The organism is Arcobacter sp. LA11, from assembly GCF_001895145.1.
In the GTDB taxonomy this organism is placed as follows: Bacteria; Campylobacterota; Campylobacteria; order Campylobacterales; family Arcobacteraceae; genus Halarcobacter.
This window is the reverse complement of the sequence record NZ_BDIR01000012.1, coordinates 1-25043: the sequence shown is the minus strand read 5'-3', so window position 1 is coordinate 25043 and position 25043 is coordinate 1. Positions and strand designations below refer to the sequence as shown.

24 protein-coding genes are annotated in these 25043 nt (G+C 28.9%); 19 read left to right on the top strand and 5 right to left on the bottom strand.

The features are described 5' to 3' along the window. Positions 1–7 precede the first annotated feature (7 nt). The 4 genes from topA to BT997_RS12320 are packed head-to-tail and all read left to right on the top strand — an operon-like array spanning position 8 to position 4922. Positions 8–2389: a type I DNA topoisomerase gene (gene topA / locus BT997_RS12335; RefSeq protein ID WP_083568728.1), complete on the top strand. Its 2382-nt coding sequence runs from the start codon at positions 8–10 to the stop codon at positions 2387–2389. A 3-nt stretch (positions 2390–2392) separates the two neighbouring features. Further along, a complete protein-coding gene (locus BT997_RS12330) occupies positions 2393–2908 on the top strand; it encodes a metallophosphoesterase (RefSeq protein WP_072682251.1) in 516 nt (171 codons plus the stop codon). Then, on the top strand, positions 2895–3746 hold the full coding sequence (locus BT997_RS12325) for a biotin synthase (RefSeq protein WP_072682250.1): 852 nt from the start codon (positions 2895–2897) through the stop codon (positions 3744–3746). Before BT997_RS12330 ends, BT997_RS12325 begins: the two co-directional genes overlap by 14 nt. A 15-nt stretch (positions 3747–3761) precedes the next feature. Next, positions 3762–4922 carry a cation:proton antiporter gene (locus tag BT997_RS12320; protein ID WP_072682249.1) on the top strand — a complete coding sequence of 387 codons (1161 nt, stop codon included), beginning with the start codon at positions 3762–3764 and terminating at the stop codon, positions 4920–4922. Between the two features lie 43 nt (positions 4923–4965). Here BT997_RS12320 and BT997_RS12315 read toward each other — a convergent pair whose 3' ends face one another. The 4 genes from BT997_RS12315 to BT997_RS12295 all read right to left on the bottom strand — a co-directional run bounded on the left by BT997_RS12315 (position 4966) and on the right by BT997_RS12295 (position 8680). Continuing rightward, the gene (locus BT997_RS12315; RefSeq protein ID WP_072682248.1) at positions 4966–5679 is read right to left on the bottom strand and encodes a hypothetical protein; all 714 of its coding nucleotides are present in this window, start codon (positions 5677–5679) and stop codon (positions 4966–4968) included. 242 nt (positions 5680–5921) lie between these two features. Continuing rightward, on the bottom strand, positions 5922–7196 hold the full coding sequence (gene eno, locus BT997_RS12305; protein ID WP_072682246.1) for a phosphopyruvate hydratase: 1275 nt from the start codon (positions 7194–7196) through the stop codon (positions 5922–5924). 150 nt (positions 7197–7346) lie between these two features. Next, entirely contained in the window at positions 7347–8378 is a 1032-nt protein-coding gene (gene recA, locus BT997_RS12300; protein WP_072682245.1) for a recombinase RecA, read from the bottom strand. 89 nt (positions 8379–8467) lie between these two features. Further along, positions 8468–8680, bottom strand: a complete 213-nt coding sequence (locus tag BT997_RS12295; RefSeq protein ID WP_072682244.1) for a hypothetical protein — start codon at positions 8678–8680, stop codon at positions 8468–8470. 121 nt (positions 8681–8801) lie between these two features. On the opposite strand from BT997_RS12295, the gene pseB reads away from it, so the two are divergent. From pseB to BT997_RS12220, 15 genes are read left to right on the top strand one after another with little or no spacing between them, the layout of a single operon-like run. After that, complete coding sequence (gene pseB / locus BT997_RS12290) at positions 8802–9794, top strand: UDP-N-acetylglucosamine 4,6-dehydratase (inverting) (RefSeq protein ID WP_072682243.1); 993 nt, start codon at positions 8802–8804, stop codon at positions 9792–9794. 2 nt (positions 9795–9796) lie between these two features. After that, the gene (gene pseC, locus BT997_RS12285) at positions 9797–10927 is read left to right on the top strand and encodes a UDP-4-amino-4,6-dideoxy-N-acetyl-beta-L-altrosamine transaminase (protein ID WP_072682242.1); all 1131 of its coding nucleotides are present in this window, start codon (positions 9797–9799) and stop codon (positions 10925–10927) included. Continuing rightward, entirely contained in the window at positions 10920–11651 is a 732-nt protein-coding gene (locus tag BT997_RS12280) for a cytidylyltransferase domain-containing protein (protein ID WP_072682241.1), read from the top strand. The genes pseC and BT997_RS12280 overlap by 8 nt, the downstream gene beginning before the upstream one ends. A 2-nt stretch (positions 11652–11653) precedes the next feature. Beyond that, on the top strand, positions 11654–12514 hold the full coding sequence (locus tag BT997_RS12275) for an N-acetylneuraminate synthase family protein (protein ID WP_072682240.1): 861 nt from the start codon (positions 11654–11656) through the stop codon (positions 12512–12514). A 34-nt stretch (positions 12515–12548) separates the two neighbouring features. Then, entirely contained in the window at positions 12549–13490 is a 942-nt protein-coding gene (locus BT997_RS12270; protein WP_072682239.1) for a hypothetical protein, read from the top strand. A 27-nt stretch (positions 13491–13517) separates the two neighbouring features. Beyond that, complete coding sequence (locus BT997_RS12265) at positions 13518–14756, top strand: bifunctional 2-polyprenyl-6-hydroxyphenol methylase/3-demethylubiquinol 3-O-methyltransferase UbiG (RefSeq protein ID WP_072682238.1); 1239 nt, start codon at positions 13518–13520, stop codon at positions 14754–14756. Between the two features lie 33 nt (positions 14757–14789). Continuing rightward, positions 14790–15596 carry a LicD family protein gene (locus tag BT997_RS12260; RefSeq protein ID WP_072682237.1) on the top strand — a complete coding sequence of 269 codons (807 nt, stop codon included), beginning with the start codon at positions 14790–14792 and terminating at the stop codon, positions 15594–15596. Between the two features lie 19 nt (positions 15597–15615). Continuing rightward, positions 15616–16044 carry an NUDIX hydrolase gene (locus tag BT997_RS12255; protein WP_072682236.1) on the top strand — a complete coding sequence of 143 codons (429 nt, stop codon included), beginning with the start codon at positions 15616–15618 and terminating at the stop codon, positions 16042–16044. After that, the gene (locus tag BT997_RS12250; protein WP_072682235.1) at positions 16041–16754 is read left to right on the top strand and encodes a 2-C-methyl-D-erythritol 4-phosphate cytidylyltransferase; all 714 of its coding nucleotides are present in this window, start codon (positions 16041–16043) and stop codon (positions 16752–16754) included. The genes BT997_RS12255 and BT997_RS12250 overlap by 4 nt, the downstream gene beginning before the upstream one ends. A 14-nt stretch (positions 16755–16768) precedes the next feature. Further along, positions 16769–17572: a transketolase gene (locus BT997_RS12245; RefSeq protein WP_258239486.1), complete on the top strand. Its 804-nt coding sequence runs from the start codon at positions 16769–16771 to the stop codon at positions 17570–17572. Then, a complete protein-coding gene (locus BT997_RS12240) occupies positions 17569–18468 on the top strand; it encodes a transketolase family protein (protein ID WP_072682233.1) in 900 nt (299 codons plus the stop codon). Before BT997_RS12245 ends, BT997_RS12240 begins: the two co-directional genes overlap by 4 nt. Further along, positions 18455–19198, top strand: coding sequence for a 3-oxoacyl-ACP reductase family protein (locus BT997_RS12235; RefSeq protein WP_072682232.1), 744 nt, complete (start codon positions 18455–18457; stop codon positions 19196–19198). The genes BT997_RS12240 and BT997_RS12235 overlap by 14 nt, the downstream gene beginning before the upstream one ends. Next, entirely contained in the window at positions 19198–20415 is a 1218-nt protein-coding gene (locus BT997_RS12230) for an ATP-grasp domain-containing protein (RefSeq protein WP_072682231.1), read from the top strand. The genes BT997_RS12235 and BT997_RS12230 overlap by 1 nt, the downstream gene beginning before the upstream one ends. Continuing rightward, the gene (locus BT997_RS12225) at positions 20408–22312 is read left to right on the top strand and encodes a hypothetical protein (RefSeq protein ID WP_072682230.1); all 1905 of its coding nucleotides are present in this window, start codon (positions 20408–20410) and stop codon (positions 22310–22312) included. The genes BT997_RS12230 and BT997_RS12225 overlap by 8 nt, the downstream gene beginning before the upstream one ends. Positions 22313–22321: 9 nt before the next feature. Continuing rightward, positions 22322–24310 carry a 6-hydroxymethylpterin diphosphokinase MptE-like protein gene (locus tag BT997_RS12220; protein WP_072682229.1) on the top strand — a complete coding sequence of 663 codons (1989 nt, stop codon included), beginning with the start codon at positions 22322–22324 and terminating at the stop codon, positions 24308–24310. A gap of 31 nt (positions 24311–24341) precedes the next feature. On the opposite strand, the gene BT997_RS12215 is transcribed toward BT997_RS12220, so the two are convergent. Continuing rightward, positions 24342–25043, bottom strand: a 702-nt coding sequence (locus BT997_RS12215; protein WP_174247239.1) for a flagellin, incomplete at its 5' end; no start/stop codon positions are given.

The window sequence follows — 25043 nt, the reverse complement described above, 5'->3', positions numbered from 1 at the left end:
GTAAATAGTGAAAAATTTAGTAATAGTAGAGTCACCAGCAAAAGCAAAAACGATATCAAAATTCTTAGGTAAAGAGTACACAGTAATGGCTTCAATGGGTCATGTAAGAGATTTACCAAAATCAAAACTTGGATTTGATCCAGAAAATAATTTTGAACCAAAATATCTTATTTCAACAGATAAGAAAAAAGTAATAACAGATTTAAAAAAACAGATTAATAAAGATACTACTATTTACCTCGCGGCCGATGAGGATAGAGAGGGAGAAGCTATTGCATGGCATCTAATTCCTGCACTAAAAATTGAAAAAAACCCTTTAAAAAGAATTGTATTTCATGAAATTACTAAAGATGCTATTTTAGAAGCAATTAATAACCCAAGAGAAGTAAATCAGCACTTAGTTGATGCACAACAAGCAAGAAGAATTTTAGATAGAGCAGTTGGATATGAGCTTTCTCCATTATTATGGAAAAAGGTTAGATATGGACTAAGTGCTGGTAGAGTTCAATCTGTTGCAGTAAGAATTATAGTTGATAGAGAAAATGAAATAAATGCATTTATCCCTGAAGAATTTTGGAAAATTAAATCAGAATTTAGTAATCCAGAATTAAAATCAGAACTTGCAAAAATTGATGGAAAAGCAAAAAAAGTAAGAAATGAAGGCGAAGCAAAAGAAATTGAAGCTTCTATAAATCAAGGAAACTTTGAGTTATTTGATATAGAAGAAAAAGATTCAAATAGAAACCCAGCTGCTCCATTTACAACTTCTACTTTACAACAAGAAGCAAGTAGAAAACTTGGATATTCTGTTAAACAAACAATGATTATCGCTCAACAACTTTATGAAGGAAATGTAGGAAATATTCCAGGGCATACAGGTGGTTTAATCACTTATATGAGAACTGACTCATTAAATCTTTCAAAAGTTGCTACTAGTGCAGCAAAAGAGGTTATTGAAGCTGAGTATGGAAAAGAGTACTCATTAAATAAACCAAGAGTATATAAATCCAAAGCAAAAGGAGCACAAGAAGCTCATGAAGCAATCAGACCTGTTAATTTAGCCCTTAAACCAAGTGATATAAAGGCTTTTGTAGATAATGCACAATATAAGCTTTATTCTCTTATTTGGAAAAGAACACTTGCAACTCAAATGGCAGCTGCAAAAATTGCAAATACTACATATAAAATCAATGCAGGAAAAGATAAAGAGTTTGAATTCCAAACTAAGGGACAAAGAATTGTATTTGCTGGATTTATGAAAGCATATACAGAAGGTAGTGACAATCCAGAATCAGCACTTGATAGTACTGAAAAGATTTTACCAACTATAAAAGTTGGAACTATTTTAAATCTTGAAAAATTAGATTTAGAACAAAATTTTACAAAACCACCTGCAAGATATACAGAAGCATCTTTAGTTAAAAAACTTGAAGGCGAAGGAATTGGAAGACCATCAACTTATGCTCCAACTATTTCAACTATTCAAGCAAGAGAATACGTAGTTAAAACAGAAGATAAAAAACTAGCCCCTACACCAACTGGTGAGATTGTTAATAGTTTCTTAGTTGACCATTTCCCTCATATTGTAGATTTAGGTTTTACTGCAAGAGTAGAAGAAGAGTTTGATGAAATTGCAGATGGAAAAATTGCATGGCAACAAGTTATGCAAGAGTTTTATGGTGATTTCAAAAAAACTATTAATGAAAAAGAAGAGAGCGTAAATAAAGAAGATTATCTTCAAATTAGGGAAATTGGAACTGACCCTAAAAGTGGAAAACCAATGAGTGCAAGAGTTGGTAGATTTGGTCCTTTTGTTCAAATCGGAACAAAAGACGATGAAGAAAAACCAAAGTTTGTAGCTATTCCTGATCATTTAAACATGGATACAATTACACTTGAAGAGGCACTATTTTTATTTACTCTTCCTAGAGTTGTAGGTCAAGATTCAAGTGGTGAAGATATTAAAGCAAACATTGGAAGATTTGGCCCTTATTTACAAGTAAAATCAACTTATTTTTCTTTAAAAACAGATGACCCTTATACAATTGAATTGCCAAGAGCTTTAGAGGTTATAAAAGAGATTTCAGAAGCAAAAGAAAAAGCTACAATAAAAGTATTTGAAAAAGAGAAAATACAAATTCTAATTGGTCAATATGGTCCTTATATTAAACAAGGAAGAAAAAACTTTAAAATACCAAAAGGTGTAGAAGCTGAAGATTTAACTTTAGAACAGACTTTAGAAATAATTGCTAAAGACCCTAAATCTAAAGGAACTGCAAGAAAGACTCCAGCTAAAAGAACAACTGCCAAGAAGAAAGCACCCGCTAAAAAAACTACGGCAAAGAAAACTACAACAAAAAAGCCAGCAGCTAAAAAAACTGATAAGTAGTCTATGAAAATAGGTGTCTTTTCAGATAGTCATCATAAGGTTGACTATACAAGAGAAGTTATTGAACTTCTTAAATCTAAGAAAGCACAGTATTTAATCCATGCTGGAGACTTATGTGTTGAAGATAATTTAAAACTTTTAGAAGAATCAAATTTAACTTACGTTAGTGTTTTTGGAAATAATGATATGTCTTTAATCTCACTACAAAATAAATATACTATCAAACAAGAACCTTATCATTTTAAGATAGAAGATACAACATTTAAACTTATGCATCTTCCTTATTATATAAATGGTGATAGTGATGTGGTGATTTATGGTCATACTCATATTTTTGAAACAGATTATAAAGAAGGAACTTTGTTTTTAAACCCTGGTGAAGTATGTGCAAGGGAGAAACCAAAGTGCGAGTGTGTGTTGTTAGAAATTAATGAAAATGAGTATATAATTAATTATTACTCAAGGGAAATTACCAAAAAGAAGTTTGAAAAAAAAGAGATAAAATATGAACGAAAATAAAGAAATTTTTTTATGTGCTATTTGTAATATAGAAAGTGGTACATGTAATGAAGATTGCAAATTTTGTACCCAAAGTGTAAAATATAAAGCAGATATAGATAGATATAAAAGAAAAGAAATAGAACAAATAGTAGAAGAGGCAAAAAGAGCAAGAACAAATGGTGCTAATGGTTTTTGTTTAGTAACAGCAGGAAAAGGCTTAGATGATAAAAGACTTGCTTTTGTTTGTGAAGCTGCTCGTGCAGTAAAAAAAGAAGATCTTGGTTTAATTTTAATTGCTTGTAATGGAACTGCATCTGTTGAGCAAATTCAAACTTTAAAAGAAGCTGGTGTTGATGCTTACAATCACAATTTAGAAACAGCACAAGATTTCTATTCTCAGATTGTTACAACTCATACGTGGGAAGAGAGATATCAGACCTGTTTAAATGTAAAAGAAGTTGGGCTGAGACTTGTTTGTGGAGGTATCTTTGGTTTAGGTGAAACACAAGAACAAAGAGTATCAATGCTTGAGTCTATTGCTTCTTTAGATCCTATGAATGTGCCATTGAACTTCTTTCATCCAAATGAAGCTTTACCTATTGTTGAAAATAGCGTATCAAGAGAAGAAGCTTTTGAATTAATTACATTAGCAAGAAAAATGATTCCAAATGCAATGAAAATTATGGTTGCAGGTGGTAGAGAATTAATGTTTGGTGATGAACAATATAAAATCTTTGAAAAAGGTGCAAATGCCTTTGTTATTGGTGACTATTTGACTACTGCGGGAAGAACACCAGCTGAGGATATAGAAGAGCTAGAGAAACAAGGTATTAAAGTTATAAGAGAAAGAAACTAACTTTTAGGAAAATCAATGAGTGAAGAAATACTAATAATCATATCAATATCATTAATCATATTTTCTTCACCCTTAATTGCTAAGTTACTTAGACTACCTACAATTACTGTAGAAATAACGCTTGGAGCACTTGCAGCATATTTTGCTTTTATAGTTGAGCATTCTATTTTAGAACTTGTTGCAGAACTTGGATTTCTTTATTTGATGTTTTTAGCAGGTCTTGAAGTAGACTTGAAAAAGCTTGTAAATATTTCAAGTAATCTTTTAAAAAAATCATTAATATACAATGTGATACTCTTTTCTTTTGCTGCGATAATTACTTTTTATCTAGATTTAGGATATATATTTATTGTAATTTTACCTCTTATTTCTATAGGATTATTAGCAGCTTTAAAAAAAGAGTATGGTGATGTTGAGTGGATTGGTTTATCAATTACGGTTGGACTAATTGGTGAGATTGTATCAATCTTTGCCCTTACAACTGTTTCTGCTGCTCTAGAATTTGGGATAAATTTTGAGTTTTATAAAACAATGTTTTTATTCACTATTTTTCTTATCTCAATGCTTTTTGTTTATAAGTTATTTCATAATCTTATTTGGTGGTATCCAGAAATAAAAGCATTTTTGATGCCAGAAGTTGACCACCAAGAACAAGATATAAGAGTCTCTATGACTATTTTCTTTTTAATGATTACTGTAATGATTTACTTACACTTAGAGGTTGCTTTTGGAGCATTTATTGCTGGAACTTTTATTACAACATTTTTTGAAGAACATAATAAACAACTACCTCACAAATTGGAACACTTTGGTTTTGGATGGTTAGTTCCTATTTTCTTTATCTCTGTTGGGGCATCTTTTGAATTAGAATCACTTTTTCATGATGGATTAATTTATACTGCATTATTGATTACTTTTGCAATGATTATTATTAGACTTATTGGTTCAACTCTGTTTATTAAAGATATGGGATGGGATAAGTTCTTTATGATAGGGCTTTCTCATTCTATGCCATTAACACTTTTAATTGCTGTATCTACATTGGCTTATCATAATCATTCGATTACGCAGTTTTATTATTATGCATTTATTTTAGCGGCAATAGTTGAAGTTCTTGTTGTAATGATTGCAATTAGAATTTTATCTAATTTTATAAAATTAAAAGAGAGTGAATAAAATTTATAGTGATTTGTAAAAGAGTGCTTATTGTTAAACTGTATTACATTTCATACAGTTTAACAATGCTTACTTTCATATCATCATAAGTTACTTCATAATTTTCTGGTAGTTCAGAAAGTTCAATTACTACTCTGAAAAACTTTTCTTTTTTATGATTACCTACAGCAATTTTTGGAAAACTTGTAGAATCTAAAGTTTCTCTTTTTGTATAAAAATTTTCTTTTGCTGAATAATCTAAAATAATTTTTTTCTTACCAGGTAAAGTAAGCTTTTTGGTAACTTTGTATTTTGAATGAATATCAATTTTGTCATTGTCATATTCAATTTTAACAAATGGTAAAATCTCTTTTTCCATAGTAACATCAAGTCTAGGTTTTACATAAACAACTTGCTTGATTTCTTTTGGCTTATCAACAACTTTTTTAACAATTGTTCTTGTTTTTGCTTCTGTTTCTTTTTGAGCTTTTTTAATAAGTTTTTTTACTTTTTCTTCAGTTAAAGCAGGCTTAGGAGCAGGTTTTGGTTTTTCAACCATCATAGGTTTTTTTTCTTCAACAGGTTTTGTCATTTTCTCATACATAGTATTTATGTATTGTTGTTCTTGTTGAAACTCTACATCATAATCTTGTTCTACCTCATTTATTTCTATCATTCTTGCTGCTTCTTCTTCATAAGCATTTGTAGGCTCAAATGGGTTTTCTCTAGCAATTAAACTTGTAGATAAAACTAGTAAAAGTGTAAATAAAGTTTTCATTCTTCAGGCTCCAAATTTTTTAATTCAAAATACTCTTTTTGCAAATGCGCATTATCTTGTTGCAATCTTTTAATTTCATTTTGGAGGTACTCTTTTTTATGTTTCAAAGAATTATAAACTTCTAAAGAAGTATCTCCAAAAAGAACGTTAGCAACATGATAGCTAAGAAATATCGTAATAGCAATAGAGACTATTACTATTAACGAAAATTTCTTAAGTTCATGAAATTTTTCTTTCATAAATTATTTAGAGAAAGGTTGTTTCCCTAAATATTCAGCATAACCGATTTCTGCACCAATTTCTAGTAATCTATTGTATTTAGCGATTCTATCACTTCTAGCTGTTGAACCAGTTTTGATTTGACCACAATTTAAAGCAACTGCAAAATCAGCAATAAATGCATCTTCACTCTCTCCTGATCTATGAGACATAACACAGTTATAGTTGTTTCTTTGTGCTAATCTAATAGTTAACATAGTTTCAGAAACTGAACCAATTTGATTTGGTTTAATTAAAATTGAGTTTGCAATATTTTTAGAAATTCCTTCTGCTAAGATTGATGCATTTGTTACAAATAAATCATCTCCAACTAATTGAACTTTATCTCCTAGAATTTCAGTTAATACTTTCCATCCATCCCAGTCATCTTCACTTAATCCATCTTCAATAGATACGATTGGATATTTAGCACATAAATCTGCATAATAATTTACAAGTTCTTTAGATGTAATCTCTCTATTTTCAGACTTCAATACATAAAGACCTTTATCATTGATAAGTTCAGATGCTGCAACATCAAGTGCTAATGCAATTTGTTCCCCTGGCTTATATCCAGCTTTTTCAATTGCTTTTACAATAACTTCTAAAGGCTCTTCATTTGATTTTAGGTTTGGAGCGAATCCCCCTTCATCCCCAACTGCAGTTGATTCACCCATTTCATCAATTACTTTTTTAAGGTGTTGATAAATTTCAGCTGTAGCTCTAAGACCTTCATTGAAGTCTTCAAATCCAACTGGCATAATCATATATTCTTGGAAGTCAACAGAGTTATTTGCATGTTCTCCACCGTTGATGATATTAAACATTGGAACAGGCATAGTCATTGCATTTGCTCCACCAAGGTATCTGTACAATGGAATATCAAGTGACGCTGCTGCTGCACGAGCAACGGCCATAGAAACACCTAGTACTGCATTTGCACCTAAGTTTGAGTAGTTTTGTGTACCATCAATATCTTTCATAGTAGCATCAACTTCTGCTTGGTTATACGGACTTAGTCCCATTAATTCATCAGCAATAACAGTGTTTACATTTTCAACTGCTTTTAAAACACCTTTACCTAAAAATCTATTATCACCGTCTCTTAATTCTAAAGCTTCTCTTTTTCCAGTACTTGCTCCACTTGGAACGATTGCACTTTGTTTTGTACCATCACTTAAAACAATTGTCGCTCTAACTGTTGGGTTTCCTCTTGAGTCTAATACTTCATCTGCGTATACGTTATCAATAAATACCACGTAACTCTCCTATAATTTGCTTAAATTTTGGATATTATACTAAAAAGTTCATTGGTAATTGCTTTTACTAGGTTTTTTTAAATAATTTAGAAAGATATAAAAAAATATTGAGTAGTTTTTTATTAAAAGAGGAGAGTACCTCTTTTAATATTATTCATCGTCTTTTTCTGCTTCACCTTGAATGATTTCATCATTTACACCCATAGCAGTTAAAATTTTGTTTTCAATTTCAAGTGCAACTTCTGGATTTTCTTTTAAGAATACTTTTGAGTTCTCTTTTCCTTGTCCTACTTTTGAATCATTGTAAGAGAACCAAGCTCCTGCTTTATCCACAATATCAAGTTTTACACCATAATCAATAAGTTCACCAGTTTTAGAAATTCCTTCTCCAAACATAATGTCAAATTCTGCTTGTTTAAATGGTGCAGCAACTTTATTTTTAACTACTTTTACCTTTACTCTATTACCAATAGAATTTTCAGCTTGTTTAAGTGTTGCAATTCTTCTAATATCAAGTCTAACAGAAGAGTAGAATTTAAGTGCATTTCCACCAGTAGTTGTTTCAGGAGATCCATAACCAGTCATACCAATTTTCATTCTAATTTGGTTAATAAAGATTACCGTTGTATTCATTTTATTTAATAAACCAGTGATTTTTCTAAGTGCTTTAGACATAAGTCTTGCTTGAACACCAACTTGCATGTCATCCATATCTCCATCAATTTCAACTTTTGGAGTAAGTGCTGCAACTGAATCCACGACTACTAAATCAACAGCACCAGATCTAATAACTGTTTCAAGGATTTCTAAAGCTTGCTCTCCAAAGTCTGGTTGAGAAACCAGTAAGTTATCAGTGTCTACACCTAAGTTTTTTGCATATACAACATCAAGTGCATGCTCCGCATCAATAAATGCACAAACTCCACCTGCTTTTTGACATTCAGCAATTGCATGTAAAGTTAATGTAGTTTTACCAGAAGATTCAGGTCCATATATTTCAATAACTCTACCTTTTGGAAGTCCTCCAACGCCAAGAGCTAAATCAAGTCCAAGTGAACCCGTTGAAATTGCTTCTGTTGGAACAACTTCTTTATCCCCAAGTCTAATTAAAGTACCTTTTCCAAATGTTTTATCTATTTGTTTTATTGCTAAGTCAAGTGATTTTTTTTGATTATCATCCATAATTTTTAGTCCTATGTTTTATTTATGTTGGAATTTTATCAGATTTTTTTTAAAGTAAATGATTTTATTGCAAATTGCAATATTAAATTTTAAGATTTTTTAGATTCTATTTTTTCTTCAGATATTTTTTCTACAGTTTCAATTGTTTTTATATGAGAAGAGACTCTTTTTTTCATAGTAAATCTTTTTACATGTTTAGCTAGTATTTTTGTATATTTCTTATAGTTTCTAGAACCTTTTTCATAAGTTGCTAATTTTTTTTGTATTTTTAGTATATCTTCTGGAATTGGATTATCTGCCATTTAAAAACCTATAAATTTATTTGTAATAAATTATTGCATATATACTCTTAAAATAAAAGTTAAATAATTTATTGGATACTATATTATAAACAAATCTTTTACTTAGATTAAAAGGCCAATGATGTTCAATAATAAAAATATTTTAATAACTGGTGGTACGGGAAGCTTTGGTAAAAAGTATACTGAAATGTTATTGAAAAAATATCAACCAAATAAAATTATTATTTATTCTAGAGATGAATTAAAACAATATGAAATGGCTCAGGATTATGATAATAAATGTATGAGATATTTTATTGGAGATGTAAGAGATGCTTCTAGACTTAAAAAAGCAATGAAAGATGTTGATTATGTTATTCATGCGGCAGCTCTTAAGCATGTTCCTATTGCTGAATATAATCCTATGGAATGTATTAAAACAAATATTAATGGTGCACAAAATGTAATTGATGCAGCAATAGAAAATAAAGTAGAAAAAATTATTGCTCTTTCGACAGATAAAGCTGCAAATCCTATAAATCTTTATGGTGCAACGAAACTCGCTTCAGATAAGCTGTTTGTTGCTGCAAATAATCTTGTAGGGAAGCAGAATACTTCTTTTTCTGTAGTTAGATATGGGAATGTTATTGGAAGTAGAGGTTCAGTGATTCCTTTTTTTAAAAAACTTATTAATGAAGGAGCAAGTTCTCTTCCTATTACAGATGAAAAAATGACAAGATTTATGATAACTCTTGAGCAAGGAGTTGATTTTGTTTTAAAGAACTTTGAAAGAATGCAGGGAGGTGAAATATTTATTCCTAAAATTCCTTCTATGAAAATTGTTGATTTGGCAAAAGCATTAGCTCCAGAATTAAATTGTGAGATTATTGGAATAAGGCCTGGAGAAAAACTTCATGAAATCATGTGCCCAAGTGATGATTCTCACTTAACATTAGAATTTAAAGATCATTATGTAATCGCACCAACTATTAAGTTCTTTGGTTCAAGAGACTATTCTAAAAATAGTTTAGGAGAAAAAGGAAATAAAGTAAATCATGGTTTTGAATATAATTCAGGAAGTAATGATTGTTGGTTAAGTTCTGATGAGCTTCTTTTATTTGCTAAGGATGTTTAAACTTGAATTTTATACCTTATGGAAGACAAACTATTTCAGAAGATGATATAAATAGTGTTATTGAAACTTTAAAATCAGATTACTTAACTACAGGTTCTAAAGTCTTAGAGTTTGAAAAAGCAATTTGTCAATATACTGGGGCAAAATACTGTATAGTAGTTTCAAATGGTACAGCGGCGTTACATCTAAGTTCTATAGTTCTTTTAAAAGAAAAAGATAAAGTTATAACAACTCCAAATTCTTTTTTAGCTACGTCAAATGGTATTTTGTATGCAAATGCAAAGCCTATTTTTGTAGATATTGGTGAAGATGGAAATATAGACTTAGATTTATGTGAAAAAGTATTAAAAAATGACACCTCTATTAAAGCACTTTACGGAGTTCACTTTTCAGGTAATCCTTTAAATCAGAAAAAGATTAAAAGATTAAAAGATAAATACGGTATTAAAATACTAGAAGATTGTGCACATTCTATAGGCGCACAATTTAAAAATGTCAAAGCTGGATCTTGTAAAAATTCGGACTTATCAATATTCTCATTTCATCCTGTAAAACATATAACAACGGGAGAAGGTGGAGCGATAACTACTAATTCAAAAAAATTATATAAAAGACTTCTAAGTCTTAGAAATCATGGAATGGAAAATGATCGTAGTGTAACACCATGGCATTATGATATGAAAGAATTAGGATTTAATTATAGACTAACTGATATATCTTGTACTTTAGGACTATCTCAATTAAAAAAATTAGATGAATTTATTGAGAAGAGACATCTTTTAGCTAAAAATTATGATCTTGCATTTGAGAAAATTAAAAATATTAAGTCTTTATATAAATTTACTAGAAACTCTTCTTACCATCTTTATATAATAAAAATAGATTTTGACAAATTAAAAATAAATAAAAAAGAATTTGTTATTAAAATGCATGAAAAAAATATTGGAGTACAATATCATTATATTCCAATTAATAAGCAGCCTTTTTATAAAAAGTTAGGATATGGAAAGGAATATACTCCTGTAATGGATGAATACTATGCAAAAGCAATATCTTTACCAATATATCCAAGTCTTTCAATAAAAGAGCAAAAATATGTAATTAAGACTCTTCTAGAAGTTTTAAATGGATAAATTTTTTATAATTATTCAAGCACGAATGACTAGTACAAGATTACCTTCAAAAGTAATGCTTCCTTTATGTGGAAAAACAGTTTTAGAAATAATGATTGATAGGCTTAGAAAATTTAAAGAGAATATTATAATTGCAACAACGAATGATGGAACCGAAAAGCCTATTGTTGAATTATGTAAAAAACTAGGTATTAAATATTATGAAGGTGATACTAGTAATGTATTAAGTAGGTATTACGAGGCTTCATTAAAGTATGGAGTTGGAGATAATGATATTATTATAAGGTGTACTTCTGATTGTCCTTTAATAGATCAAGAGATACTTGGAAGAACTTTAGAGTTTTTTAGAAAGAATAATAGTGATTATAGTTCAGCTAATCAATCTACAGGTTTCCCTAGAGGATTAGATACAGAAGTTTTTAGATTTGGATTATTGAAAAAAGCATATTTAAATGCGACAACTTTTTTTGAAAAAGAGCATGTTACTCCATATATGTATAAGACTATAAAAAATGATATTGAGATAAGTCTTTTAAAAAATAAAAATGATGATTCAAAATATAGACTAACATTAGATGAAGAAGATGACTATATAGCAATTAAAGAAATTTATTTAAGATTAAATAATAGAATAGATTTTTCGTATGAAGAACTTATTCAAATGCTAGAAGAAAATAAATATATTTATGAGATAAACTCTCATGTAGAACAAAAGAAAGGCTAGTAATGAATCAAGAGTTTCCTATGTTTATAGCTGAGGTATCAAGTAATCATGGAAAAGATTTAGATAGAGCTAAAGAGTTTATTAAAGTATCTTCCCAAATTGGTTGTAGTGCTGTAAAATTCCAGCTTTTTAAGATAGATGAATTGTTTGCTCCAGAAATTTTGGCAAAAAGTAAAGAACATGTGAAAAGAAAAGAGTGGGAATTACCAATAGAATTTCTACCTGAATTATCTTCTTATACTCATGAATTGGGCATGAAGTTCTCATGTACTCCATTTTATTTAAAGGCTGTTAGAGAATTAGAACCTTATGTTGATTTTTATAAGATAGCTTCGTATGAATTATTATGGGATGATTTGATAATTGAATGTGCAAAGACAGGTAAAGAATTGGTTCTTTCTACAGGTATGGCAACTATAGAAGAAATAGCTCATGCCGTAAAAGTTTTTAGAGCAAACAGTGATGCCAAATTAACTTTACTTCATGCTATATCTGGTTATCCCACACCTGTTAAAGAGGCGAATGTATCGGCAATAAGAACATTACGAGAAGCATTTAATTGTAATATAGGTTTATCAGATCATTCTGTATCAACAGCTGTTTTATTACGTGCTATATACAAATATGATGCAACAATGGTAGAGTTTCATTTAGATTTAGAAGGTGAAGGAGAAGAGTTTTCATCTGGCCATTGCTGGTTACCAGAGCAGATATGTAATACAATAAATCTTGTTAATGAAGGAATTATAGCTGATGGTGATGGTATAAAAAAAGCAGCGCCAAGTGAATTTGCAGATAGGGATTGGAGAGCAGATCCTCGTGATGGATTAAGACCACTAAAAAAGATTAGAGAAACTTTTTAGAATGAAATTATAGTATTTAGTTATAGAGGCAGTAATGAAAAAAAATATTTTAATAAGATGTGATGCTTCAGAAAAAATAGGATTAGGACATATAACAAGATGTTTAGTTTTAGCTAAAAACTTAGAAAAAATGGGATATAAAATCTATTTTGCTACAAAGAACTATGAACTTGGAATTAAAAAGATTAAAGAGAGTAAATATAATATTCTAATTCCAAGTGAAGAAAATTTTAATTATGATAGTTGGATTCAAAATATTACTGATAATAAAAATATAAATATTTTTATTGGAGATGTAAGAGATAATTTTCCCATTAAGACAATAAAAAAACTCAAAGAAAAAAAGATACTAACAATTGCAATTGATGAACCAAGTGAATATGCAAAAGAGTGTGACTTATGTTTTTATCCTCCTCATGCAACAATTAATGAAAAAGATTATAGTGGTAAAGTCTATAAAGGGTTTGAATATGTGATACTGCGAGATGAGTTTTATCAAGATTGTAAAAAACAGAAGAATGATATCCCTAATGTTTTAGTAATGATGGGAGGAACAGATCCTTATCATTTAACATTTGAAGTTGTAGAAGAGTTGATTAGTATAGAACAAAATATTAATATTTCTGTAATCATAAAAGAAAATCATCCGGATAGAAAGAGAATAAAAAATTTAGGAAAAAATATAAATATCTATTTTGATGTAAAAAATATGGCTAGTTTTTTAACTAAGATTGATTTTGCAGTAATCTCTTTTGGAGTAAGTGCTTATGAGCTTTTAGCTATGGATATACCGGCTATTCATATATGTTTAGATGAGGAACATTATAAAGCAAGTTGTAAGATGAATAGTGATAAGATAAATCTAATTTTAAGAAAAGATGAAATTAATATAAAAAAATTAAACTTTGATTTTAAAGTAAAAAAATTGTTTCCAAAATGTTTAGTTACAGAAGTAATATCTACTTATAAGATTTGATGAAATGAAGCTTTGAAAGGTAATTTAATGAGTGACATAGAGTGGAATAAAATTAATACTTATGTAAATAAAGATAATGAAACATTGTTAGAGTATAGGAACTGTCCTATATGTAATGCAAATGATTATAGAACAATTATAACACTAAATAATTTTCAATTTTTTTCTGACTCTAGGAAAGCTAAACAGGTAGATATTAATCAACAACACTGTAGAGAGTGTGGAGCACTATATATGAATCCATGTTATTCAAATATAGGGTTTGAAAGACTATTTGAAGAAGCTGGACAAAGTTATGGTTCCTCTCTTAAACATACACAAGAGCAAATAAATTGGCTGAATGATTATAAACTTTTAGATGATAATGCTAGAGTATTAGATGTAGGTTGTTATGATGGAAATTTTCTTTCTAGATTACCTGATAATGTAATAAAGCTTGGTGTTGATATTGATGAACAAGCAATAAGAAGGGGACGTGAGAAATATAAAGAACATAAAATAGAGTTCTTTCATGGTGATTTTGAAAATTTTTCTTTTGAGGGAGAATCTCCTAATACAATTACAATGTTTCATCTTTTAGAACATTTACCAAGACCCATTGAAGCTTTAAAGAAATTGCATTCTATTTCAAATGAGTCAACAAAACTAGTTATAGAAGTGCCTATTTTGGAAAAAGGTAAGACTAATGATATAAATAGTTTTTTCAGTGTTCAACATATGACACATTTTAGTCGTAATAGTTTATTTAACTGTCTTAGTCAAGCTGGTTGGAATATAGAGTTATGTTTTGAAACAGAAGATTATAATGGGTATCGTGTTCTTGCAACAATAAAAAATAATCTGTCTTTAACTTATCAACTTAAATATAATTCGAAAGATTGGACTAGTTTAAATGAAAGTCTATCATTTTGGTATAGGTCTATTAAGGATGTTGAAAAATTTATTTATGACTTAACAGAGTCTAAAAAAATAGTTATTTGGGGAGGTGGAGCCCATACTGAGTTTATGTATCAAGTCTTATCTTTATTTCACTCTCATTGTAAGACACTATTTATCATTATTGATTCTGATCCTATTAAGCATGGAACATCTTGGAGAGGAATAAATATATATGAACCTTCAGTTATTATGGATTTAGATTGGAGTTCAACAAAATTGTTGATATCAAGTTATGGTGGGCAAAAAGCTATTTTTGAAGCTGCACTTAAATTAGGTGTTCCTTCTGAGAATATTGTTAAAATTTATGAAACAACAAGAGTATATTAGTTTTGTTGAGTTTTCAAATCAGGATGTAGAATAATGAAAAATAAAGAAATTGTAGTTTTTTTTGGAGCAGCAGGAGGTGGTAGAGCTTATTGTCAACATACAGGAGAGTTACCAGATTTTTTTATTGATAATGATTCGAAGAAATGGGGAAGTTTTATTAATGGGAAAGAGATTTGTTCTCCAGATATTTTATCTTCAAGAGCTATTAAGAAAGTTGTGATCACTTCTGGTTATGTAAAAGATATTTATCCACAGATCTTGAGTTATGGAATAGATGAAGAAAAAGTCTCTCCTGCTCCAAAAGCTTTATTAGGCTTACATCCTTTCTCTTCAGAAGAAAATAGAAAAGAGACTGCGGAGAAGTTGGATAAGTTAATGTTGGCGCTTAAAGATGATAAGAGTTTAGTATCAGTAGGTGGAACAGCATTAGGTTTTGTTAGAGATGGAGATTTTATTACTTGGGATATAGATATGGATTTTTTTGCTCCACTTCATGCAAAAGATGAGATTTTTAGTATTCTTGAAAAATTTAAATATCTACCTGAATACGAACAAGAATCTATTAAGGCAACTTTATTTCTTGATAATGGTATGTCAATTCCTTTTTCTATTGATTTTTTTGATGTTAGTTCTGAAATTTATATTGATAGATTTGAAGATTATAGTTGGAAGTGGCCAACTACAATGTTTAGTAAATGTGTAAAAATAGAGATTCATGGTAAGCAAATGAATGTACCAAGTCCTCCAGCTGAATATCTTAGTAAGATTTATGGAGAAACATGGTCAACTCCAAATCCTGATTTTGGATATTCAGATTATGCTGGTGAGATATCATCATAAGTTAGTAAGGAATTTATAAATGGTTAAAACACCTTTAGTAAGTGTGTCTTGTGTAATTTTTAGAGATAATGCTGTTCTTTTGATTCGTAGAGCTTTTGAACCATATAAGAACTGCTTAGCCTTGCCAGGAGGTTTTGTAGATATTGGTGAGTCTGTGGAACAAGCATGTTCTAGAGAATTGAAAGAAGAAACATCTCTTACTATTAATTTTGACTCTTTAAAACTTATTGGTGTTTATTCTAATCCTAATAGAGATCCTTTAAGACATACTGTTAATATATCTTATCTTGGTCAATCGAATTTAGAGAATTTAAAAGCTGGAGATGATGCTTCTTCTGTTGAATTAGTTGAAAACTGGAGAGAACTAGATATAGCATTTGACAATAAAAAAATCATAGAAGATGCATGGACTCTTTATATTAAAGCAATAAAAAAAGGATATAAATGAATGCTGTTGCCATAATTTTAGCTTCAGGTTCAGGACAAAGATTTGGTGCAACAAATTTACCAAAACATTTAACTCCAATACTAGAAGTGCCAATTCTTATTTGGACGTTAAGAACTATTCTTGAATCAAAGCTCTTTACATCTATCTCTGTTGTTACTAGAGAAAGTGATATAGAAGAAACTAATAAGGTTATAGAAAACTATTTTTCAGATAGTTTATCTTTTGTTAAAGTGGTAAAAGGTGCAGATGAAAGAATGAAATCATTTTTATCTGGGCTAGGTGAAGTAGAGGAAATTGATGATAATACAATAATATCATTATTTGATGCAAATCGTCCATTTATTACAGTCTCACAAATTGAAGAATTGTATGAAAGCGCAGTTCACTCTGGTTGCTCTTGTCCAATACGTCCTATAGTTAATGGTATAGCTCAAATAGATTCTATGGGATGTATTGTAGATGTACCAGATAAATCAAAACTTGTAGAATTTGTTACACCTGAATTTATTCAGTTTAAATTACTTAATGAAGCGTTAAAGAATAGTCCAATAGAGTTGCTTTCTCTTGTAGAATATTCATTATATGAAAAAGTAAAACCAAAAACAGTTGAGGCTAAGTTACTTTGTTCAAAATTAACATATCCTGAAGATGCTACGTTTATTGAAGAAGTTGCCATTAAAAGTCAACTAAGTAGACCAAACCAAAATTAGAAATAGGTGGAAAAGTGAAAAAAAAGATATCAAATATTAGAATAAACCTGTTAAAAGGACTTCATTTTGCGGGTAGTGGTCATCCTGGTGGTTCGTTGTCTTGTAGTGATATATTAGGTATTTTATATTTTAAAGTTGCGAATATAAATAAAGATAATATGAATGATAATAATAGAGATAGAATAATTTTGTCTAAAGGACATGCTGCTCCTGCACTATATGCAGCGCTTGTAGAAAAAGAATTTTTAGAAATGGAAGAACTTTTAAAGCTTAGACAAACAGGTTCATTATGTGAAGGCCATCCTACATTAAAAATACCTGGTGTTGAAGCTGTATCTGGACCTTTAGGAATTGGTTTTTCTCAGGCTCTGGGAATGGCTTTAGGAGCAAAATTACAGAATCTAGATTTTAGAACATATGCAATATTAGGTGATGGCGAATGTAATGAGGGCCAAATTTGGGAAGGTGCTATGTTTGGAACTTTCCATAAACTTGATAATTTTGTTGCAATTGTTGATTATAATAAACTTCAAAGTGATGATAATTGTGAAAATATAACTGCTTTAGAACCTTTAGCAGACAAATGGAAAGCTTTTGGTTGGAATGTTATTGAAATTGATGGACATAGTTTATCTCAAATAGAAGAAGCATTTGATAGATGTTCAAAGATTAAGGCTAAACCTAGTGTAATTATTGCTCATACTATAAAAGGGAAAGGAGTTTCTTTTATGGAAAATGATCCCTTATGGCATGGGAGTAGAGCCCCTAATAAAGAAGAACTAAATATTGCAATAAAAGAGTTAGGAGGAACAGTATGATTTCATTAAGAGAAGCTTTTGGACATTCGTTGGTTAAATTAGCCGATGAGTATAATTTTGTAGTACTTGATGCAGATGTAGCTGGAGGAACTAATACGAATTTTTTTAAAGATAAATATTCTAATAGATTTATTCAGTGTGGAATAGCAGAGCAAAATATGATGAGTGTGGCAAGTGGGATTGCACAAACAGGAGTTATCCCTATTGCTACGGCATATGGAGTATTTGCAACGCTTAGACCTCTTGATCAAATAAGAAACTCTATTGCATATCCAAAAGCAAATGTAAAAATTGTAGCAAGTCATCCTGGTCTTGATGTAGGTCCAGATGGTGCAACTCATCAAGCAGTAGAAGACTTAGCAGTTATGAGAAGTATCCCTAATATACTTGTACTATCTCCTTGTGATGATATTGAAGTTTTAGAAGCAACAAAAGCAATGATAGAGTATGAAGGTCCTGTATATATGCGTTCAGGAAGAAGTCCGGTTCCAACAGTAAATAAATCAAATTATAAATTTGAAATAGGAAAAGCTACTTTATTAAGAGAAGGAATAGGCAAAACTACAATTTTTGCTACTGGAATTATGGTACATAGAGCTTTAGAAGCTGCAAAAGATACTGATGCAATAGTTATAAATGTAAGTACAATAAAACCTATTGATAAAGATGCAATAATTAAATATACTAAAAATAGTGAAAAAGTTATAACTTGTGAAGATCATAATATTATTGGTGGACTTGGAAGTGCAGTAGCAGAAGTATTATCTGAAAATGCTATTAATACTAAATTAGTAAGAATTGGGATAAAAGATCAGTTTGGAATGTCTGGTGATCCAGAAGATTTAGCTAAAGCATATAATATATCAATAGAGGATATTAAAAATGAAATTAAATAAACAGACTGCAATTATAACAGGTGGAAGTAGAGGGATAGGAAAAAGTATAGTTCTTGAATTAGCAAGTGCAGGTTATAATGTTGCTTTTACATATAATACTCAAAAAGAAGAAGCAGAAAGTATTTTAAAGTATGTAGAAAAAAATTTTAAAGTAAAATGTAAATTTTATAAACTTGATGTAAAAGATGAGAAATCTATTAAAAAAGTATTTAAAGAGATAAATAATGATTTTAAAAAAATTACAGTTTTAGTTAATAATGCTGGAATAAACAAACCTACAGATTTTAATCAAACAGAATTAGAAGATTGGAATAATATAATGTCTGTTAATTTAGCAGGACCTTTTTTATGTTCTAAAGAGGTTTTAAAATATATGAAAAAAAATGGAAGTATTATTCATATAGGATCTGTGAGTGGACAATATGGAGGTCCTAGAACTGCTCATTATGCTTCAAGTAAAGCTGGAGTAATCTCTTTATCTCAAGTAATCGCTAGATTTGCTTCTCCTAAAAATATTAGAAGTAATGTTGTTTCCGCTGGACTTATTGAAAGTGAAATGGCAGCAAGTGGAATGCAATCTAAAGTAGTAAAAGAAGCATCGAAAAATATATTATTAAAACGATTTGGAACTCAAAATGAAGTTGCAAAAGTAGTAAAGTTTTTGGCCTCTGATGAAAGTAGTTATATTACGGCACAAGTAATTAATGTAAATGGTGGATTATATTTTTAATGAAAACTTTACTTATTCTAGGAGCAGGACCTGATCAAATTCCAGGAATCTTAAAAGCAAAAGAGATGGGAATATATACTATTGTTCTTGATGGAAATGAAAATGCTTCTGGAAAGGATTATTCTGATGAATTTTATGTTGTTAGTATTAAACATATTGAACAAATAAAAAGTTTTATAGAGACAAAACTTTCAAAAAAAGTAGATGGTGTAATTGCTTTTGGAGTTGATATCCCATATATTATTGCTCAAACTGCGGAATTTTTAGGTGTGAACTATACAATAGATTTGGAGTGTGCAAAACTAAGTGAAAATAAATTTGACTCTAAAGAATTTATGAAAGAGAATAGCATTGCTATCCCTTCATATAAGCTTGTAAAAAGTATTAAGGATATAAGAGAATTTACTCAGGTATATGGTTTCCCTATTGTTTTAAAACCTGTTGATAATTCAGCCGCAAGAGGTATTAGTTTTATTCAAGATTTAGAAAATATTGAGAAGTATTATGATTATGCTTTAGAGTTTAGTAATCAAAAAAAAGTTTTAGTAGAAAAATATCTTAATGGCCCTCAGATTAGTACGGAATCTTTTGTTATAGATGGTGAAATATATAATATAGGCTTTTCTGATAGAAATTATGATGACATGGAAAACTTTTTACCTAATATCATAGAAAATGGTGGTGATTTACCATCGTTATATATGAAAGAGAATCATAAGAGAGAGTTAAAAGAGTATCTTTTTTTAATTGCTAAAAAACTAAATATAAAAAATGGTGTAATAAAAGGTGATATTGTAATTTATGAGGATGAACTTCATATTATAGAGTTTGCTCTTAGACTTTCAGGAGGTAATTTTTCAACTGTAGAGATTCCTGAATCTACAGGAATAGATTTTATAAAAATCGCTATAAAACTTCATATGAATATGAAAGTGACTAAAGATGAATTAGAATATAAACGAAATGATTTTATATCTTTAAGATATAGGTTTGTAGATAAAAATCATAGTGGTATAATTAGAAGTATTGATAATTTAGAGTATGATAAAAATATATTACTATCAACTTTTCACGCAAAAGTAGGAGATAGAGTGAATTCTAAAACAACAGATCACTCTAAGAGATTAGGTTTTGCATTGGCAAAAGGAGATAGTAGAGAAGATGCAATTTTAAATGCACAAAACTTTTTAGAGAAAGTGAAAATTACTTTTGAATAAGCTATTTTATAAAATATACCATGGAAATCTGTCTTTTTCAGCTATTGAAGAAGAAAATTTACCTGAAGTTATAGATAAAACATATTTTCCTTTATTAGAATTAGTTCAAAATAATAATTTAAAAGTTGGTTTAGAATTAAGTGCATATAGTTTAGAAAAAATCCTTGAGTTAAGACCTTTTTGGATTAAAAAGTTTAAGAAATTATATGAAGAAGGTTTAATAGAGTTAATTGGAAGTGGTTACATACAGCTTATTGGACCACTTGTCCCTTATGAAATAAATTATGAAAATCAAAAGATTGGATTAGAAGTCTATCAAAATATTTTAGGTATAAAACCTAAGATTGCTTATATAAATGAACAAGTATTTTCTAGTTCTATGGTTGATGTTTATGAAGAAGCAGGTTATATTGCAATAGTAATGGAATGGAATAATGCATATTCCTTACATCCTGAGGGAGAATGGGATAAAACGTACTCTCATCAACCTGTTATTGTGAAAGGTATAGAATCTAGTTTACCAATAATTTGGACTGACACAATTGTTTTTCAGCAATTTCAACGAATGGCACATTCAGAAATGAGCCTAGAAGAGTATATAACAATAATAAAACATCATCTGAATTCTGGGTATAAAGCTTTATCTATTTATAGTTCAGATTTAGAAGTATTTAATTATCGACCAGGAAGATTTGAAACAGAAGCAATTATAAAAGAAGATGAGTGGAAATGTATTTCTAAAGCAATGAATAATTTAAAAAGCTTGGGTGAATTTGCATTACCTTCAGAAGTCCTAAGAAAAACATTAGATGATAAAGTTGCGTTAGTTTTATCCTCATCCACTACTCCTGTTTTGGTTAAAAAGCAGAATAAATATTCATTAAGCCGTTGGTCAGCATGTGGTCGAGGGGCTAACTATATAAATACTCTTTGTTTTAAATTTCTTAAAAATGTAAAAACAAATATTGATAAAAAACAACTTTTAAAATATTGGGGAAGTGATTATCGTACTCATATTACAGAAAAGAAATGGGAAAATGCTCTTAACTATTTAAAGTCAAAAATAATTTGTATAAATGAGAAGTCTTCAAAATTGGATATTTCTAGTGACCTTAAATTAAAAGAAGATAATAATAAATTAATTTTAGAAAAGGATAATTACAAAATAGTTTTTAATAAACTAAAAGGTATGTCTTTATCTCGGGTTTATAAAAATAATCAGTCTTTAAACTTTGGAAGCGTGAAACATGGTGATTTAGATTATATAAGTCATGGAGCAGACTTTTATACAGGAACAACAACTATAGAGTCTGCTCAAACAAGAAAAATTGCAGACTTAAATAATGTCAAAGATTTTACATTAGAAAAAATAGATAACAATTTATATAAATTATCTTCAATTATTTATATGAAAGAAATTGCAATAGAATATAAAAATTGGATAATTGACTTTAATAAAAATGAAATAACTTTAGATATAAAACTTAAAATGAATGAGTTTGTTAAAGGAAGTATTCGATTAGGAACTTTTACTCTTTTACCTCAAAATAAAAATAGTAAATTTTGGTACGAATGTAAAAATGGCGGCAAGAATTACGAACGATATTATATAAATGAAAAAACAAATATTAGGCATTATCAAGCTAAATCTTTGATTCAGAGTAGTAGTGGTGGCTTAGGTGTAACAGACGGTATAATAAGATTTGGTATAAATGATACTATCATATCAGAAATTAAAATCAACAGAGAAGTTTCTTACCCTTTTATAATGTTACAAAATAGTAATGACCACGAAAAGCATTTAACAAGAGTATATTTTAGTGTACAGGAATTTGATGATACTTTAAAAGAAGCTTTTCAAGAAGAGTTTAGAATTCAGTATCAAATAAAACTATAGGAAGACTTAATGGAAGAAAATGAGATACAACAAGAAGTAGTAAATAACTATATTAAAAATATGGAGTATTTTGAAAAAAATCATAATGAGTTATATAAAAAAATTAAAATATATGAAACTGCTATAGAATTAAATCAAATTAAGGAACAATATACTTTAGAATATAAAGACTATGGATTTGATCTTTTAGATAATTTATCAAATAGCTACTTATATGGTAAAAATCATGAGCAATCAACTACAACTATTTTAAGCTCAATAAATTCTAACCCTAATGAAGATAGTTTTAAAACTTTCTACTCTTTAAAATATAGTGATGAACTTCTAGAAACCGAAAAGAAAACCCCATTTTATAAATTAGATACTATTATATCTAATGCTCCTATTGTTCATTATACAAATTCAAATTTAAAAGATAAATTTGAATTAAATGAGATTTATTCATATATAATATTTGGATGTGGATTAGGTTTTCATTTGGAAAGAGTAATGAATAAGGTTAATTCAAAAATATATTTTATAGTGGAACCTTCTTTGGAGATTTTTAGGTTATCCTTATTTACAACAAAATACTATAATTTATCTAAAAATGTAAAATATATATTTTCTGTATCTGAAGAAAAAAGTTCTTTTAAAAAAACTTTTAATACTTTCTTCCATCTTTCTTTTTTTTATAATCAATATATGAAGTTTTCTTTATTTAGTAATTCTTGTAAGATATATTTTGATGAAATTCAAAGTCTTTTTGTTAGTCAAAGCCATTTTCTATATAGTTATAATAGGTCTTTAAAAAACTTAAGAAGAACAATTCATAGAATCAATAATGGATATAATATTTTAAATATATCAGAAAAATTATATTTATCTTCATTTAATAAACCTGTTATTATTTTGGCCGCAGGACCCTCTTTACAAAAAAATATAGAGTTTTTACAGAAAAATAGAGATAAATATATAATTGTATCTATTTTTGTAATAATACCATATTTGGAAAAAAATGGAATTGTTCCAGATATAGTTACTCATTTTGATGAACAAGATGAAGAAAGAACAACAAAAAAGATTAAGAATAGTGATTTTTTTAAAAAAACTATATTTTTATTTTCAACTGGTATAAATGAGAAATTATTAACTTTTTTCAAAAAAGAGAATATTTTTTTATTTCAAACAATGTTTGAGGTAAAAAAAGGATTTGGAGAGCTGACAAGTCCAAGTATTGGAGAAATAACTTATGCTTTAATGCTTATATTTGGTTCGAAGATTATTAATTTAATAGGAATTGATTTTGCATTAAGTTCAGATGATAAGACTCATATTGATGATCATTGTAGTGGTTTAGCAAATCATATTGAAAAAGAGTCTGACGTATCTTCTTTTAAATTTAAAAGAAACGTTCTTCAAATTAAAGGTAACTTTAGAGAAATAGTTGACACCCTAGAAGTTTATAGATTATCGGTAGAACATATGAATCATTTTACTGATATGTTTATGGATAATAACTTTACAAAGGTTTATAATTTATCTGATGGAGCATATCTTAATAATGCTATACCTCTTCATTCTAATAAAATTGTTAATAATAAAATAAAACTTGATAAAGCTTTACTTTATGAAGAATTGCATAAAGAATTTTTATCATGTAGTTCAAATGAAATTAATAAATTAGAAGAAAAATTTATAAATAAAAAAATAGTACAAGCAAATTTATATTTGGATATATTTAAAAATATGAAATTAAGAAAATTTAAAACTAGTTCAGAATTTAAAAGTGTTTATTTTAAGGTAATTGATGAAGTGATTTATAATCCATCAGTATGTACAAACTTACAAAAAGTTTTATTAAACTATTTTAAATATAATATGCCTCATGTATTTACCTTCTTTCATTCAAAAGATATTTCTAATCCTAAAAAGCATATTAATTATTTGAATAAAACATTTTGTACTCAGATTGAAAATATTATAAAAGAATATATAGAGTTTTATAATAAGAAGTAGTGAATAATAAACTCACTACTTCTTATAAAGATTATTGTAATAATCTTAAAACGTTTTGTTGAACAGAATTCGCCTGACTGATTGCATAAGAACCAGCTTGAGAAATAATGTTCTGTTTGTTGAAGTTTGCAGATTCTGCAGCATAATCAACATCTCTAATAATAGATTCAGCAGCCTTAACATTAGTAGACTGAGTCATTAAGTTTCTAACCGCAGATTCTACTTGGTTTTGAGTCGAACCTATATCCCCTCTATATCCATTTAGGTCAGTAATTGCATTATCTACAACATCTTGGAATTCAGAAGCTTTAGTTTTAGTTAACTCTCCTGAACCTAAAGCAGCAATAGAACTTAATAAATCACCACCTGTAATACCTGAACCTGTAAGCGTTAATACGTCAGTTGTAGTTGATGCATTATTATTTTTTACTACAATTGGCTCATCAGTAGTAATAGAAATAGAACCTGTAGCAGTTGAAGCAAGATCTAAAGTTCCTACATTCAGTCCATCTAAATTAAGAGATGCACCACTCGCAATTTGATAAGTTGCAGATGCCCCTGTACCTGATTTCGTAAGATCTGTAGTTGCAGCTGCAATTAAATCAAGAGCTTCTCTTGTTTCAGCATCAGCATTAGAAATAGTTGCTACATCACCAGTAGCAGTAATAGTTCCTAGGTCTCCAGATAATTCTACATTCTCCGCCGCCGCTGAACCAGAAGCATTAGTAGCTGT